Source organism: Mesorhizobium sp. LSJC280B00, from assembly GCF_000502835.1.
Taxonomy (GTDB): domain Bacteria; phylum Pseudomonadota; class Alphaproteobacteria; order Rhizobiales; family Rhizobiaceae; genus Mesorhizobium.
Genome location: NZ_AYVL01000003.1, coordinates 26,216 through 40,667, shown reverse-complemented (window position 1 = coordinate 40,667; position 14,452 = coordinate 26,216). Strand labels below are relative to the sequence as shown.

The window sequence follows — 14,452 nt, the reverse complement described above, 5'->3', positions numbered from 1 at the left end:
CAATCCCGTTATCCGGCTTTGCCGGCGGGGAGGGTCAGCATGCCGAGCTTCGACAGCCTGTTCAACGCCTTCGTCACCATACTGGTGACGATCGATCCGCCCGGCCTGGCGCCGCTCTTCCTCGCCGTGACCCGCGGCATGAACCGCGAGGAGCGCAACCAGGTCTCCGTGCGCGCCTCGGTCATCGCCTTCCTGGTAATGGCGTTGTTCGCAATCGCCGGCGCGTCGATCCTGTCAGTCTTCGGCATCACTCTGCCGGCCTTCCGCGTCGCCGGCGGCTTTCTGCTGTTCTTCATCGCCTTCGAAATGGTGTTCGAGCGCCGGCAGGACCGCAAGGAGAAGATCGGCGACGTCGCCATCACCAGGGACATGATCCACAACATCGCCGCCTTTCCGCTGGCGATCCCGCTTATTGCCGGTCCCGGCGCGATTTCGGCGACCGTCCTGCTCTCAAGCTCGTTTCAGGGTTTGGGCGCGCAGACAGCCCTTGTCGGCATCATCGCCATCTGCCTCGTCATCACCTACCTGGTGTTCGTGCTGTCAGAGCGCATCGACCGTATCCTCGGCCAAACCGGCCGTTCGATCCTGACAAGGCTGCTCGGCGTCATCCTGGCGGCGCTCGCCGTGCAGTTCGTCGCCGACGGCATCAAGGCGCTGATGGCGACGTAGGAACAGCCCTACTTCGCTGTCGTTTCAATGACTTCGAAGTCGTGGGTAATCTCGGCAGTCTTGGCCATCATTGCCGAGGCCGAGCAGTATTTCTCGATCGAAAGCCCGATCGCCCGCTTCACCTTGTCGTGTGATAGCGCCCGGCCCTTGACGACAAAATGCATGTGAATGCGGGTGAACACCCTGGGATCGGCTTCTGCACGGTCGGCATCGAGTTCGACCACGCAATCTTCGACCGCCTCGCGCCCCTTTTCGAGGATATGGACCACGTCATAGGCCGAGCAGCCGCCAGTGCCGATCAGCACCAGTTCCATTGGGCTCGGCCCCGGCGTCTTGCCCTCCGGCCCGAACGCAGTGCCTAGCACCAGCTTGTGCCCATTGGCGGACTCGCCAACGAAAGTGCGCTCCTCGACCCATTTGACCCTTGCCTTCACCTGATACGTCCTTTCACCGCTCAAACGCACAACGTCCCGAAAATCCAAGACAGATTTTCGGGACGCCATTTCGTGGCCAAGGTGCCGGCGCTTTTCGCCGCAAGGGCAGTCCGCCCCGGGAAATCAGAACGGGATTTCGTCGTCCAGCTCGCGCGACGAACCACCGCCGCCGCCCTTGTTGGCGCCACCGCGATTGAAACTTTCGCCCGGGCCGGACTGGCCGAAATCGGAACCGCGGCTCGCACCACCACCGGCATAGTTGCCGACCTGGCCGCCGCCCTCGCCCCGCGCATCGAGCATCTGCAGCTCGCCGCGGAATTTCTGCAACACGACTTCGGTCGTATAGCGGTCATTGCCGGTCTGGTCCTGCCATTTGCGCGTCTGCAGCTGGCCCTCGACATAGACCTTCATGCCCTTCTTCAGATACTGCTCGGCCACCTTGGCGATCTGGTCGTTGAAGATCACGACATTGTGCCACTCGGTCTTTTCCTTGCGCTCTCCGGATGTCTTGTCGCGCCAGCTTTCCGACGTCGCGATGCGGATGTTGACGACCGGGTCACCCGAATTCAAGCGGCGGATTTCAGGGTCCGCCCCGAGGTTGCCCACCAGAATGACCTTGTTGACGCTACCCGCCATGATACTTCTCCGCGCTCATCCGAAACCGAATTTTTGTCGCCGCACCTTACAGGCTATGGACAATCCCTGCCTGCCGTCGCTGCCTTTTCCCACAAGGTTTTTGTTCTCTTTTCGTTCTATAGGAGAGGCCCTGCACTGTCAATAGTTGTCAGTAAGAAGTAGTGTCTTGGCGTCGAATTTCCACAGACCATGGGATCGAGGCGAACGCATGAAGATGGTTGCGCATGACGATCAGCCGCAAGAAGAATGGCGGACGGGAGTAAAGACCCGCATGCATGTCTCGGCCTGCAACGGCGCAACTCAACTTTGCATATTCGAACAATGGGTCGAACCCGCGGTTGGCGCCCCGACACATTGGCACCCGGTCGAGGAAGTGCTTACCGTCATCGCTGGCAGGGCCGAGATGTGGATCGACGAAGAGCATCTCGTCTTGACTGCCGGACAGTCGCTTGTTGTTGCCGCGCACAGGCAACATGGCTTCCGAAACGTCGGCTCCGAATTGCTTCATATTCATGCTGTGCTCGCGTCACCAGTTTTCGAGGCGACGTTCAACGGATCCCCCGACATGGTGAGACGCTGGCTTCCAGCGAGTTTGTAAAACCTCGCCTGTCTTAAAAAACACCGCCTGTCTTAAAAAACACGGCTTGCCAAACCGATAAGTATTGACTTATGCTTTCGGCATGATCGAAGCAGACATTTTTCGGGCACTAGCGGATCCAACGCGTCGCGCCGTCTATGAGCGGCTCGCCGACGGCGAGATGACGGTGTCGGAACTGCGCACTGGCATACCGGTATCGCAGCCGGCGGTATCGCAACATCTCGCAGTGCTGCGCGGCGCCGGCCTCGTGGTCGAGCGCCGGGCCGGTCGCAACGCCTATTACCGCATCGATCCGAAGGGGCTTGCGCCACTGCTCGGCTGGATCGAACGCTACCGTGCGTTCTGGCCAGAGCGCATCGAAAGGCTCAAGACGGTTTTGAAGGACATGGACCAATGACCAGCCGAGGCAAAGAACGCGCCGAAATGGCCGCAGACAAGATCGAGTTCGAGTGCGAGCTGCCCGAGCCGCCGGAAAAGGTGTGGCGGGCGCTGACGGTGCCGGACCTGCTCGCGGCCTGGATGATGCCGAACGACATCAAGCCCGAAATCGGCAACCGCTTTGCCTTTAAAGCGCCGAATGCGCCGATCGAGTGCGAAATCCTCGACGCGGATCCCGGACGGCTGCTGCGCTATTCCTGGCGGGAGCGGCCGGCGCCCGGCGATACGCAGGTGCCGCCCGGCAGTCCCCTGGACAGCGCAATGAACGACAGCCCAGTGGACAGCATCGTCACCTTTACGCTCGACCGCACCGTTTCCGGCGGCACGCATCTGCGCATCGTCCATGATGGTTTTGCTCGGGCAGCAGTGCCGGAGATCGCGATGCCAGGCGCCGGTTGCCGGCTTTCCTTTGAAGCGCGCACTCCCAGGCACAAGCAGATCGCCGCAAACACCCCGCGCCTCTTCCTGCGCGCGGCCTGAACGACAACAGTCAACGGAGACAACCGATGAGCGGCCTTGCCAATCTGGTGCCGATGGTGATCGAGCAGTCGAGCCGCGGCGAACGTGCCTTCGACATATTTTCGCGGCTGCTGCGCGAGCGCATTATCTTCATCAACGGGGCGATCGACGACGGCACCTCGGCGCTGGTCTGCGCCCAGCTTCTGTCGTTGGAATCCGACAATCCCGACAAGGAGGTCTCGCTTTATATCAACTCGCCGGGTGGCGTGGTGACCAGCGGTTTCGCGATCTACGATACGATGCAGTATATCAGCTGCCCGGTCTCCACGGTTTGTATGGGCTTCGCCGCCTCGATGGCCTCGTTCCTTTTGATGGCCGGCACACCGGGGCGGCGGATCGCGCTACCCAACACCAGCATCGTGCTGCATCAGCCTCTCGGCGGTTTCCAGGGCCAAGCCTCCGATATCCAGCGCCATGCCGAGGGCATCCTTCGCACCAAGCGGCGCATGACCGATCTTTACGCCCGCCATTGCGGCCGCACCTACGAAGAAGTGGAACGCACGCTCGACCGCGACTTTTTCATGACCGCGCAGGAGGCCAAGGATTGGGGCCTCGTCGACCATGTTTTCGACACTCGCAAGCAGGCCGCATGAACGAGCCGGGCCGGCGGACGGAACTGACGCGATTGAGCGCCCGCAATTTCAGCGACATCGGTCTGGTCTTGCCGCTATCGCGGCACTATAGTCCGGCGATGACCGCCAGCCGCTCGTCCAGCCTGTTATGCCTTGCTATCGCTACCGTAGCCGGCACGAACATGCTGGTGGGTATGGCACTTGCCCAAGATAATTCGATGTCTTCGCAAAGGGGCGCCCTGCCCGGTGTGACCAGCGATTATCGCATCGCCGAGCCAGCGCCGCGGCCTGAGCCTGACGATATGGCTCCAGGCAGCGGCAACGGCACCTTCAAGATTGGCGATACCGACGTTCGGATTTCCGGTAGCATCACCATCGATGTCGCTACCGGCGGGATCAGGCCCTCCAGCCGCTAAGCTCGCCTGGTGTGAACCACAAATATTGCGCTTCAAACGAACAGCCCCGCCATTGCGTTTGCAACTGACGGGGCTTCTTGGATCTGAAATCCAAATTGCCGGGAGTGTACTGCCGGCATTTTATTTCGGATGCTTCGCGGCATTCAGCCGACGATCCGACTAGCAGTCTCTGATTTTATGGGGATCAGCAGGTCCGTTTGGCGGGCAGCGAAAACGCCTGACCCTGGCCACTTACACCTGCCGCGGCTCCAGCGACACGTGGAGCCTCAACGAACAATCCGGTGGAGTCATGCCTCTGCTCTCCTTCTGTTGGTTGCGACTGTCGTCGTCGAAGCGCTCATCGCATAACCCGCGGCGTCTCGCAGGCTAGCCCCAGGCCGCGAGGCCATCGAAAGACGGCCGGCTTCGTTGACGTCTGGAGTCTGCCCCCACGGTGCAGGGACGTCAACCTTGAATAGCCGATTACCGAAAAATGTGATCGCGAGACGTTTTGGGAAGCCGGCCCCACGGGCAGCTTTTGTCAGGAGCGTGTTCGGCCTTTGTTCTTTCCGCTTGCCCGTTCGCGCGAAAGGCGGTTAAACGCTTTGGTCGAGAGTTGTGGCGTCTCTCGAAAAGGCGGCGAAATTGCCTACATAGGGGGTGGTCGGGAAAACCCGCCCATCCCACGAATTCCAGATTCTGAGGCGGCGACCGGCGATGGCCGACCATAAATATCTCTCCATTCGCGGGGCACGCGAACACAATCTGAAGAATGTCGATCTCGACCTGCCGCGTGACAGCCTGATCGTCATGACCGGCCTGTCGGGGTCGGGCAAGTCGTCGCTTGCCTTCGACACCATCTACGCCGAGGGCCAGCGCCGCTATGTCGAGAGCCTTTCGGCCTATGCACGGCAATTCCTCGAAATGATGCAGAAGCCGGACGTCGACCAGATCGACGGCCTGTCGCCAGCCATCTCCATCGAGCAGAAGACCACCTCGAAGAACCCACGTTCGACGGTCGGCACCGTCACCGAGATCTACGATTATATGCGGCTTTTGTTCGCCCGCGTCGGTGTACCCTATTCGCCGGCCACCGGCCTGCCGATCGAGAGCCAGACGGTCTCGCAGATGGTCGACCGGGTGCTTGCAGTCGTGGAAGGCACCCGGCTGTTCATCCTGGCGCCGATGGTGCGCGGCCGCAAAGGCGAGTACCGCAAGGAGCTGCTGGAGCTGCAGAAGAAGGGTTTTCAGCGCGTCAAGGTCGATGGCGTCTTCTATGAGATCGCCGACGTGCCGGCGCTGGACAAGAAGTACAAGCACGACATCGACGTCGTCGTCGACCGCATCGTCGTGCGCGGCGATCTGGCGACGCGGCTCGCCGATTCCATCGAGACCGCGCTGAAGCTGGCCGACGGGCTGGCGGTGGCGGAATTTGCCGACAAGCCGCTCGACGCCAGCCAGACCGGCGAGGATTCGGTCAACAAATCGAAGAACGAGACGCATGAACGCATGCTGTTCTCGGAAAAGTTCGCCTGCCCGGTATCCGGCTTCACCATTCCCGAGATCGAGCCCAGGCTATTCTCCTTCAACAATCCGTTCGGCGCCTGCCCGACCTGCGACGGGCTCGGCAGCCAACGCGCCATTGATGCCAGCCTGGTCGTGCCCGACGAGAATGTCTCGCTGCGGGCCGGCGCCGTCAGCCCGTGGGCGAAGTCGACCTCGCCCTATTATGCGCAGACGCTGGAAGCTCTGGGCGTTGCCTATGGCTTCAAGCTCGGCGACAAGTTCAAGGATTTGAGCGAGGAGGCAAGGCAAGCCGTCCTGCACGGCACCGGCGAGCGCGAAATCACCTTCCATTATGATGACGGCCTGCGCTCCTACAAAACGACCAAAACCTTCGAGGGCGTCATCCCCAATCTCGAGCGCCGCTGGAAGGAAACCGAATCCGCCTGGATGCGCGAGGAGATCGAGCGCTTCATGTCGGCCACGCCCTGCCCGGCCTGCCGCGGCTATCGGCTGAAGCCCGAGGCGCTCGCGGTCAAGATCGCCGGCAAGCACATTGGCGAGGTGACCGAGCTGTCCATCCGCAAGGCCGACCAGTGGTTCACCGATCTGCCCGCTTCGCTCAACGACAAGCAGAACGAGATTGCGGTGCGCGTGCTCAAGGAAATCCGAGAGCGGCTGCGCTTCCTCAACGATGTCGGTCTCGACTATCTGACGCTGTCGCGCAACTCCGGCACGCTTTCAGGCGGTGAGAGCCAGCGCATCCGTCTTGCCTCGCAGATCGGCTCCGGCCTGACCGGCGTGCTTTACGTGCTGGACGAACCGTCGATCGGCCTGCACCAGCGCGACAATGCCCGCCTGCTCGACACGCTGAAGCATCTGCGCGACATCGGCAACACGGTCATCGTCGTCGAGCATGACGAGGACGCCATCCTGCATGCCGACTACGTCGTCGATATCGGCCCGGCGGCCGGCATCCATGGCGGCCACATCATCGCGCAGGGAACGCCGCAGCAGATCATGGCGACGCCCGCTTCGATCACCGGTAAATATCTGTCGGGCGAGCTCGAAGTGGCGACGCCGGCAGCGCGGCGTGAGGCCAAGAAGAACCGCCGGCTGAAGGTCGTCGGCGCGCGCGGCAACAACCTGAAGAACGTCACCGCCGAAATCCCGCTCGGCACGTTTACCGCCGTCACCGGCGTATCCGGCGGCGGCAAGTCGACCTTCCTGATAGAGACCCTGTTCAAGGCGGCGTCGCGCCGCATCATGGGCTCGCGCGAGCATCCGGCCGAGCACGACCGCATCGAGGGGCTGGAATTCCTCGACAAGGTCATCGATATCGACCAGTCGCCGATCGGGCGCACGCCGCGCTCCAACCCTGCCACCTATACCGGCGCCTTCACGCCGATCCGCGACTGGTTCGCCGGCCTGCCGGAGGCCAAGGCGCGCGGCTACCAGCCGGGGCGCTTCTCGTTCAACGTCAAGGGCGGCCGCTGCGAGGCCTGCCAGGGCGACGGCGTCATCAAAATCGAGATGCACTTCCTGCCCGACGTCTACGTCACCTGCGACGTCTGCCACGGCAAGCGCTACAACCGCGAGACGCTCGACGTCCTGTTCAAGGGCAAATCAATCGCCGACGTGCTCGACATGACGGTCGAGGAAGGCGTCGATTTCTTCGCCGCCGTGCCCGGTGTGCGCGACAAGCTGGAGACGCTGAAACGGGTCGGCCTCGGCTACATCCATGTTGGCCAGCAGGCAACGACTTTATCGGGCGGCGAGGCGCAGCGCATCAAGCTTGCCAAGGAACTGTCGCGCAAGGCGACCGGCAAGACGCTCTACATTCTCGATGAGCCAACCACCGGCCTGCATTTCCACGACGTCGCCAAGCTGCTTGAAGTGCTGCACGAGTTGGTCGACCAGGGCAACACGGTCATCGTCATCGAGCACAATCTAGAGGTGATCAAGACCGCTGACTGGGTGCTCGATCTCGGCCCCGAAGGTGGTGACGGCGGCGGCGAGCTGGTAGCGTCCGGCACGCCTGAGGAGATCGTTCGCGAAAAACGCAGCTATACCGGGCAGTTCCTGAGGGAATTGCTGGAGCGGCGCCCCGGAGGCAAGCGCGAAGCGGCGGAGTGATGGTAAAGAACGGTCTCATCACGCTCCAAAGCCGCTTCGGCGTGGCCGAAACGATCGATCGCCTGGTCGGGACTGTGGAACGTGCAGGATTGCTGGTCTTCGCCCGCATTGACCACGCCGCCGGTGCGCGCAGTGTCGAAGCTTCCCTGCGTCCGACCCAGCTTCTGATTTTTGGCAACCCGAAAGGCGGCACGCCGCTGATGCAGGACCGGCAGCTTGCCGGCATCGATCTGCCGGTCAAGGCACTGGCCTGGGAGGACGAGCAAGGCAAGGTCTGGCTCTCTTACAATGACGCGCACTGGCTCGCCGAGCGCCACGGCTTGGGCGACGCCAGTCGCAATGCCGTCGCCGCGATAGCGGCCGGCATGGACAAGGTGATTGCGGCCGCTGCCGGCGCGGGCCAGTTTTGATCATGAGAGCCGCTCGGGCCGATGATCTCCCCATGGTGATCTCGCTCACCACCGACGCCTACGCGCCCTACACTGCCCTGCTCGGCGCACCGCCGATCCCGGTCACCGAGGACTATGCGCCGCGCATAGAACGCGGCGAGGTCTGGCTTTCGGAGCAGGACGGACAGCCGGCCGGCTTGATCGTTCTCGAACGACATGCGGACCATACAATGATCTTCAGCGTCGCCGTTGCGCCCGCCTTTCAGGGCAAGGGTTTCGGCATCGGGCTGCTCAACTGGGCCGAGCGACAGACGCGCTTGTGGAGCTTGCCGGAAATCCGACTCTACACCAATGCCAGAATGGAACGGAACGTTTCGTTGTATAAGGCCTACGGCTTTCGCGAAACGGGTCGCCGGCCCAATCCATATCGGCCAGGATGGACGGTCGTCGACATGGCGAAAGCCGTCGAGACGACCGCCATCGCGTGATCCTTTTCTGCAAACCGGGAGGACGACCATGACTCAATCAGGAACAATCCGCGCCGGCATGGGCGGCTGGACCTTCGAGCCGTGGGACACGTCCTTCTACCCGGACAAATTGTCGAAGGCCAAGCAACTGCATTATGCCAGCCGGCAGGTGCTCACTATCGAGGTCAACGGCACCTATTATTCGAGCTTCAAGGAGCCGACCTTCGTCAAATGGGCCAACGAGGCGCCGGATGGTTTCGTCTATTCGCTGAAGGGCAACCGCTTCGTCACCAACCGCCGCGTGCTCGGCGAGGCCGGGGAATCGATCATGCGCTTCCTCGGGTCGGGCGTCGCGGCACTTGGCGACAAGCTCGGGCCGATCCTGTGGCAGTTCGCGCCGACCAAGAAATTCGACCCGGACGATTTCGAGGCCTTCCTCAAGCTGTTGCCGGAAAAGCAGGACGGCGTTGCGCTGCGCCACGCGGTCGAGGTGCGCAACGACAGCTTCATCGTGCCGGAGTTCGCCGCCTTGGCGCGAAAGCACAAGGCCGCCATCGTCTATGCCGACCACGCCAAATATCCGGGGATTGCCGACGTTACCGGCGATTTCATCTATGCGCGGCTGCAGACCGGCAGCGACGACAATCCCGATTGCTATACGCCAAAGGCGCTCGACGAATGGGCGGCGCGCGCAAAAACCTGGGCGGAAGGCAAGGTGCCGGCCGACCTGTCGCGCGCCGATCCTTCAACCGACGCGCCGGTCAAGCCACGCGATGTGTTCGTCTACTTCATCACCGAGGGCAAGGTCCGCGCTCCATTCGGCGCCATCGCGCTGATGAAGCGGGTCGCAGGCTGACGCCCCCGCTGTCGGTGGTCCGCCTGGCTTGGTCCTAAACTACCGGCTATGCGGCGCGTTCGTCCGGACGCCGATCAACCCTGACGATCTCGTTGAAAGCATCGAGGTCGACATAGAAGACCTTGGTGATCTCCGCGATGAGTTCGTCGTGGTCATACCCCTGCGATTTCAGAATGTTGATGGCTGTTAGGATATCGACGCGCTCCGTGAGCCGTCGTTTCTGGTAGTCCTCGACATAGCGCTCCATCGTCTAGCCCTGGCTCCCAAGCACCCGAAATGTTGGACGACAACAGATCGCTGGAAGGGAACGGCTTGCGCGCAAGCGTGCCGGCGCGGCCCGCGCCTTCCCCTGATCTGCCAAATTGGAACTGGTACGGAAAGCGGCCGACTCACCAAGGCCAAGCAAAATCTAGCACGCAATCTTCGGCGCGCCAGAGTTGCAAACCAATGGAATCAATAAGAATTCAGACAGTCAGGAATTTGCGGACGTCCGCCCGGTCGAGATCCTCGGCGGGGCCGGTATGGACGATCTGGCCGCGGTCCATGATATTGACCTCGTCGGCCAATTCCCGGCAGAAATCGAGATATTGTTCGACCAAAAGCACCGCAATGCCGGCCTGGTCGCGCAGATAGCGGACGGCGCGGCCGATGTCCTTGATGATCGACGGCTGGATGCCTTCGGTCGGCTCGTCGAGCACCAGCAGCTTCGGCCGCATCACCAGCGCCCTGCCGATGGCAAGCTGCTGCTGCTGGCCGCCGGAAAGATCGCCGCCGCGGCGCGCGAGCATCTGCTTCAGCACCGGAAACAATTCGAAGACGTGAGCGGGAATGTTGCGATCGGCGCGCTTCAACGGCGCAAAACCGGATTCGAGATTTTCCCGCACCGTAAGCAGCGGAAATATCTCCCTGCCCTGCGGCACGAATGCGATGCCCGACCGGGCGCGATCATACGCCGCGCTCCGGTCGAGCGCCTTCCCCTCGAAGGCAACGCTTCCGCTCGTCAGCCGGTGATGGCCGACGATCGATCTCATCAAACTGGTCTTGCCGACGCCGTTGCGGCCGAGCACGCAGGTGATCTTGCCGGCGCCGGCCTTCAGCGAGACGCCGCGCAGCGCCTGGGCAGCGCCGTAGTGCAGCGTGGCATTGGAGACTTCGAGCATGGTCAGCGCTTTCTCCAACGCGTGAAGAACGAAAGGTCGAAATGATGGAACGGAACGCGCCAGACCATGTTCATCTCCCCAGATAGACTTCGACGACGCGCTCGTCGGCCGAAACGAAGTCGAGACTGCCCTCGGAAAGCACCGAGCCTTCGTGCAGGCAGGTGACCTTGACGCCGAGCTCGCGCACGAAATGCATGTCGTGCTCGACGACAATGACAGAATGGTCGCGCGCGATGTCCCTGAGCAGCCGCGCGGTTTCCTCGGTCTCGGCATCGGTCATGCCGGCAACCGGTTCGTCGACCAGCAGCAGCTTCGGATCCTGCGCCAGAAGCATGCCGATCTCGAGCCATTGCTTTTGGCCGTGGCTCAGATTGGCGGCGAGTTCGTCACGCTTGTCGCCAAGCCGGATGATGCCGAGGATGTCGTCGATCTGCCGCACGTCCGCGGCCGACCGACGATGGAACAGTGCCGGGAAGATCGAGCGCGGGCCTTTCAGCGCCAGCATCAGATTGTCCTCGATCGTGTGGCTTTCGAAGACGGTCGGCTTCTGGAATTTACGGCCGATGCCCATCATGGCGATTTCGGCCTCGTCGTGTTTGGTTAGGTCGACCTCACCGTTGAAGAAAACTTCACCCGCGTCGGGCCGCGTCTTGCCGGTGACGATGTCCATCATCGTCGTCTTTCCGGCGCCGTTGGGGCCGATGATCGCCCGCATCTCGCCCTTGTCGAGCACCAGCGAAAGGTTGTTGATGGCGCGAAACCCGTCGAAGGAAACCGACACGCCGTCGAGATAGAGGATGGTGTTGCTCTTCGACATCAGGCCATCACTCCGCCGGCTGCGGTTCGGCGCCGGAGGCCGACCAGTCGCCCGGCCTTCTCGCCGCCGAGCGGTCGGTTTTCGGCGGCACCGGCGCATCGGGATCGATGCCGGCTTCTTCGGCAACCGAGGCCGCCCGCAGCGCCTTGGCGTTGCCGCGCCAGGAATCCCACATGCCGATGATGCCCTTGGGCAGGAACAGCGTGACGGCGACAAACAGTCCGCCCAGCGCAAACAGCCAGAATTCAGGCAGCACGCCGGTGAACCAGGATTTACCGGCATTGACCAGAAGCGCGCCGATGATCGGCCCGACGATGGTGCCGCGCCCGCCGACGGCCGCCCACACCACCACCTCGATCGAATTGGACGGCTCGAATTCGCCAGGGTTGATGATGCCGACCTGCGGCACGTAAAGCGCACCGGCGATGCCGGCCATCACCGCCGACACGGTGAAGGCGAACAGTTTGACGTTCTCCGCCCGCCAGCCGAGAAAGCGCGTGCGGCTTTCGGCGTCGCGCACCGCCATCAGAAGCTTGCCGTACTTGGAACCGACGATTGCCCAGGTGACGAAGACGGCAAACGCCAGCATGACGGCGCTGGCCGCGAACAGCGCCGAGCGCGTCATGTCGGCCTGCACGTTGAAGCCCAAAATGTCCTTGAAATCAGTCAGGCCGTTATTGCCGCCGAAACCCATGTCGTTGCGGAAAAAGGCAAGCAGCAGCGCATAGGTCATCGCCTGGGTGATGATCGACAGGTAGACGCCGGTGACGCGGCTGCGGAAGGCAAACCAGCCGAAGACGAAGGCGAGCAGGCCGGGCACCGCAAGCACCATGACCGCGGCAAACCAGAAATGGTCGAAACCATACCAGAACCATGGCAATTCCTTGTAGTTAAGGAACACCATGAAATCCGGCAGCAGCGGATTGCCGTAGACGCCGCGCGAGCCGATCTGGCGCATCAGATACATGCCCATCGCATAGCCGCCGAGTGCGAAGAAGGCGCCGTGGCCGAGCGAGAGGATGCCGCAATAGCCCCAGACGAGATCGAGCGCCAAGGCGAGCAGTGCATAGCAGAGGTATTTGCCGGTGAGCGCGACGATATAGGACGGCACGTAAAACGCACTTGTCGGCGAGACCGCAAGATTGAGCAGCGGCACGACGATTGCAACCGCCAGCAGGATGAAGATGGTGATGGCGACGCGGCGGTCGGCGCCGGCGGCAAAGAAGCGTCCCGTGATCATGCTTCCACCGACCTGCCCTTTAGCGCGAACAGACCGCGCGGGCGTTTCTGGATGAACAGGATGATCAGCACCAGGACGACGATCTTGCCGAGCACTGCTCCGGCATAAGGTTCGAGGAACTTGTTGACGATGCCGAGCGAGAAAGCGCCGACCAGCGTGCCCCAAAGATTGCCGACACCGCCGAAAACGACGACCATGAAGCTGTCGATGATGTAGCCGCGGCCGAGATTGGGCGAGACGTTGTCGATCTGGCTGAGCGCGACACCGGCGATGCCGGCAATGCCGGAGCCGAGTGCAAACGTTAGCGCATCGACCCAAGGCGTCCTGATGCCCATCGAGGCGGCCATGCGGCGATTGGCGGTGACGGCACGCATCTGCAGCCCCCAGGGCGTGCGTTTCATCACGTAGAGCAGCACAGCGAACACGCCGAGCGCGAATACCAGGATCCAGAGCCGGTTCCAGGTCACGGCAAGCTGGCCGATATTGAACGAGCCGGACATCCAGGACGGGTTGCCGACCTCCTGGTTGGTCGGCCCGAAGATGGTGCGTACGGCTTGCTGCAGGATCAGCGACACACCCCATGTCGCCAGCAGTGTCTCCAGCGGCCGGCCGTAGAGGAAGCGGATCAGCCCGCGCTCGATGACAAGGCCGACGAGCGCCGCCACCAGGAAGGCCAGCGGCAGGGCGATGACCAGCGACCAGTCGAACAGGCCGGGAAAGGAATTGCGGATAACCTCCTGCACGACGAAGGTCGTGTAGGCGCCGAGCATGACCATCTCGCCATGCGCCATGTTGATGACGCCCATGACGCCGAAGGTGATGGCAAGGCCAATCGCCGCCAGCAGCAGCACCGATCCGAGCGATATGCCGTACCAGACGTTCTGGCCGGCATCCCACAGCGCCAGCGTCGAATTGATGTTGGCGATCGCAGCCGTCGCCGCGTCTTTCACCGCACCTTCGGAACTGGCCTCGACCGACGTGAGCAGCGACACCGCATCGCGGTCGCTGCGCGCACCGATGAGCGCGATTGCCGCCAGTTTGTCGGCCTCCGGCCTGTCGGAAACGAGAACCGACGCGGCGCGGGCCTGTTCTAGCAGCGCCTTGACGCTTGCCACGCTCTCATTGGCGATGGCGGTGTCGAGCGGCTCGATGTTTGCCGCGTCGGGCGTTTTGAACATGGTGTCGGCGGCGGCAATGCGCACGGCCGGATCCTTTGAGCCAAGCGTCAGCGTGCCCAATGCATCGCGAATGACGCGGCGCAGCGTGTTGTTGACCTTGATCTTGGTGATGTCGGCCTTGGCAGCTTCGCCCGATCTTTCGCCGGTAAGCGCATCGAGCAGCTCGATGCCGTCGCCGCTCTCCTTACCGACAAAGACCAGTGAATCGGCCTTGCGCACGTAAAGGCTGCCCTCCGCAAGCGCGGCAAGCGGCCGTTCTACGGCCGGATCGCCGGAAGCCGCAAGCTCCCGCACCACGGCTTCTATCGCCGGAAAATTGGCGGCGGTGGCGAATTTGGCGATGACCACGCGCAGATCTGCTTCGCTGGCGTTCGACGGCAGCAGCGTCCCCTGGAGAAGGAGCAGCATCAGGCCAATCGCGCGGATCAGGATCATTGGTTTCTGG

The 14,452-nt window shown here is 62.3% G+C and carries 17 protein-coding genes; 10 read left to right on the top strand and 7 right to left on the bottom strand.

What is annotated here, in order from left to right; genetic code table 11:
- Positions 1–39: 39 nt before the first annotated feature.
- The gene (locus tag X773_RS44870; RefSeq protein ID WP_023674869.1) at positions 40–669 is read left to right on the top strand and encodes a MarC family protein; all 630 of its coding nucleotides are present in this window, start codon (positions 40–42) and stop codon (positions 667–669) included.
- Between the two features lie 8 nt (positions 670–677).
- Here the strand turns inward: X773_RS44870 and X773_RS44865 are convergent, their stop codons facing one another.
- A complete protein-coding gene (locus X773_RS44865) occupies positions 678–1,103 on the bottom strand; it encodes an OsmC family protein (RefSeq protein WP_023674868.1) in 426 nt (141 codons plus the stop codon).
- Positions 1,104–1,226: 123 nt separating this feature from the next.
- On the bottom strand, positions 1,227–1,739 hold the full coding sequence (locus X773_RS44860) for a single-stranded DNA-binding protein (protein WP_023674867.1): 513 nt from the start codon (positions 1,737–1,739) through the stop codon (positions 1,227–1,229).
- A 208-nt stretch (positions 1,740–1,947) separates the two neighbouring features.
- On the opposite strand from X773_RS44860, the gene X773_RS44855 reads away from it, so the two are divergent.
- The 9 genes from X773_RS44855 (at position 1,948) to X773_RS44815 (ending at position 9,612) form a co-directional block, all read left to right on the top strand.
- Positions 1,948–2,337, top strand: coding sequence for a cupin domain-containing protein (locus tag X773_RS44855; protein ID WP_023674866.1), 390 nt, complete (start codon positions 1,948–1,950; stop codon positions 2,335–2,337).
- 82 nt (positions 2,338–2,419) lie between these two features.
- Entirely contained in the window at positions 2,420–2,734 is a 315-nt protein-coding gene (locus X773_RS44850; protein ID WP_023674865.1) for a metalloregulator ArsR/SmtB family transcription factor, read from the top strand.
- A complete protein-coding gene (locus X773_RS44845) occupies positions 2,731–3,255 on the top strand; it encodes an SRPBCC domain-containing protein (RefSeq protein WP_023674864.1) in 525 nt (174 codons plus the stop codon). Before X773_RS44850 ends, X773_RS44845 begins: the two co-directional genes overlap by 4 nt.
- 26 nt (positions 3,256–3,281) lie before the next feature.
- A complete protein-coding gene (locus tag X773_RS44840; RefSeq protein ID WP_023674863.1) occupies positions 3,282–3,887 on the top strand; it encodes an ATP-dependent Clp protease proteolytic subunit in 606 nt (201 codons plus the stop codon).
- Positions 3,884–4,282 (top strand): hypothetical protein, encoded by a 399-nt coding sequence (locus X773_RS44835; protein WP_348625915.1) that lies wholly within the window; start codon positions 3,884–3,886, stop codon positions 4,280–4,282. Before X773_RS44840 ends, X773_RS44835 begins: the two co-directional genes overlap by 4 nt.
- A 696-nt stretch (positions 4,283–4,978) precedes the next feature.
- On the top strand, positions 4,979–7,900 hold the full coding sequence (gene uvrA, locus X773_RS44830; protein WP_023674861.1) for an excinuclease ABC subunit UvrA: 2,922 nt from the start codon (positions 4,979–4,981) through the stop codon (positions 7,898–7,900).
- On the top strand, positions 7,900–8,310 hold the full coding sequence (locus tag X773_RS44825; protein ID WP_023674860.1) for a DUF302 domain-containing protein: 411 nt from the start codon (positions 7,900–7,902) through the stop codon (positions 8,308–8,310). The genes uvrA and X773_RS44825 overlap by 1 nt, the downstream gene beginning before the upstream one ends.
- Positions 8,307–8,777, top strand: a complete 471-nt coding sequence (locus tag X773_RS44820; RefSeq protein WP_023674859.1) for a GNAT family N-acetyltransferase — start codon at positions 8,307–8,309, stop codon at positions 8,775–8,777. The genes X773_RS44825 and X773_RS44820 overlap by 4 nt, the downstream gene beginning before the upstream one ends.
- 28 nt (positions 8,778–8,805) lie before the next feature.
- On the top strand, positions 8,806–9,612 hold the full coding sequence (locus tag X773_RS44815; protein WP_023674858.1) for a DUF72 domain-containing protein: 807 nt from the start codon (positions 8,806–8,808) through the stop codon (positions 9,610–9,612).
- 46 nt (positions 9,613–9,658) lie between these two features.
- On the opposite strand, the gene X773_RS44810 is transcribed toward X773_RS44815, so the two are convergent.
- The 5 genes from X773_RS44810 to urtB all read right to left on the bottom strand — a co-directional run bounded on the left by X773_RS44810 (position 9,659) and on the right by urtB (position 14,442).
- Positions 9,659–9,859: a hypothetical protein gene (locus tag X773_RS44810; protein ID WP_023674857.1), complete on the bottom strand. Its 201-nt coding sequence runs from the start codon at positions 9,857–9,859 to the stop codon at positions 9,659–9,661.
- Positions 9,860–10,076: 217 nt separating this feature from the next.
- Positions 10,077–10,772: an urea ABC transporter ATP-binding subunit UrtE gene (gene urtE / locus X773_RS44805; RefSeq protein ID WP_023674856.1), complete on the bottom strand. Its 696-nt coding sequence runs from the start codon at positions 10,770–10,772 to the stop codon at positions 10,077–10,079.
- 70 nt (positions 10,773–10,842) lie between these two features.
- The gene (urtD, locus tag X773_RS44800; RefSeq protein ID WP_023674855.1) at positions 10,843–11,589 is read right to left on the bottom strand and encodes an urea ABC transporter ATP-binding protein UrtD; all 747 of its coding nucleotides are present in this window, start codon (positions 11,587–11,589) and stop codon (positions 10,843–10,845) included.
- Between the two features lie 7 nt (positions 11,590–11,596).
- A complete protein-coding gene (gene urtC / locus X773_RS44795) occupies positions 11,597–12,829 on the bottom strand; it encodes an urea ABC transporter permease subunit UrtC (protein ID WP_023674854.1) in 1,233 nt (410 codons plus the stop codon).
- Positions 12,826–14,442 (bottom strand): urea ABC transporter permease subunit UrtB, encoded by a 1,617-nt coding sequence (gene urtB / locus X773_RS44790; protein ID WP_023674853.1) that lies wholly within the window; start codon positions 14,440–14,442, stop codon positions 12,826–12,828. The genes urtC and urtB overlap by 4 nt, the downstream gene beginning before the upstream one ends.
- Positions 14,443–14,452: the final 10 nt, after the last annotated feature.

Excerpts from the sequence above, each read along its gene's own strand:
- X773_RS44870 (WP_023674869.1), top strand. The coding sequence starts at position 40 with ATGCCGAGCTTCGACAGCCTGTTCAACGCCTTCGTCACCATACTGGTG.
- X773_RS44860 (WP_023674867.1), bottom strand. The coding sequence starts at position 1,739 with ATGGCGGGTAGCGTCAACAAGGTCATTCTGGTGGGCAACCTCGGGGCG.
- X773_RS44855 (WP_023674866.1), top strand. The coding sequence starts at position 1,948 with ATGAAGATGGTTGCGCATGACGATCAGCCGCAAGAAGAATGGCGGACG.
- X773_RS44850 (WP_023674865.1), top strand. The coding sequence starts at position 2,420 with ATGATCGAAGCAGACATTTTTCGGGCACTAGCGGATCCAACGCGTCGC.
- X773_RS44845 (WP_023674864.1), top strand. The coding sequence starts at position 2,731 with ATGACCAGCCGAGGCAAAGAACGCGCCGAAATGGCCGCAGACAAGATC.
- X773_RS44840 (WP_023674863.1), top strand. The coding sequence starts at position 3,282 with ATGAGCGGCCTTGCCAATCTGGTGCCGATGGTGATCGAGCAGTCGAGC.
- X773_RS44835 (WP_348625915.1), top strand. The coding sequence starts at position 3,884 with ATGAACGAGCCGGGCCGGCGGACGGAACTGACGCGATTGAGCGCCCGC.
- uvrA (WP_023674861.1), top strand. The coding sequence starts at position 4,979 with ATGGCCGACCATAAATATCTCTCCATTCGCGGGGCACGCGAACACAAT.
- X773_RS44825 (WP_023674860.1), top strand. The coding sequence starts at position 7,900 with ATGGTAAAGAACGGTCTCATCACGCTCCAAAGCCGCTTCGGCGTGGCC.
- X773_RS44815 (WP_023674858.1), top strand. The coding sequence starts at position 8,806 with ATGACTCAATCAGGAACAATCCGCGCCGGCATGGGCGGCTGGACCTTC.
- X773_RS44810 (WP_023674857.1), bottom strand. The coding sequence starts at position 9,859 with ATGGAGCGCTATGTCGAGGACTACCAGAAACGACGGCTCACGGAGCGC.
- urtE (WP_023674856.1), bottom strand. The coding sequence starts at position 10,772 with ATGCTCGAAGTCTCCAATGCCACGCTGCACTACGGCGCTGCCCAGGCG.
- urtD (WP_023674855.1), bottom strand. The coding sequence starts at position 11,589 with ATGTCGAAGAGCAACACCATCCTCTATCTCGACGGCGTGTCGGTTTCC.
- urtC (WP_023674854.1), bottom strand. The coding sequence starts at position 12,829 with ATGATCACGGGACGCTTCTTTGCCGCCGGCGCCGACCGCCGCGTCGCC.
- urtB (WP_023674853.1), bottom strand. The coding sequence starts at position 14,442 with ATGATCCTGATCCGCGCGATTGGCCTGATGCTGCTCCTTCTCCAGGGG.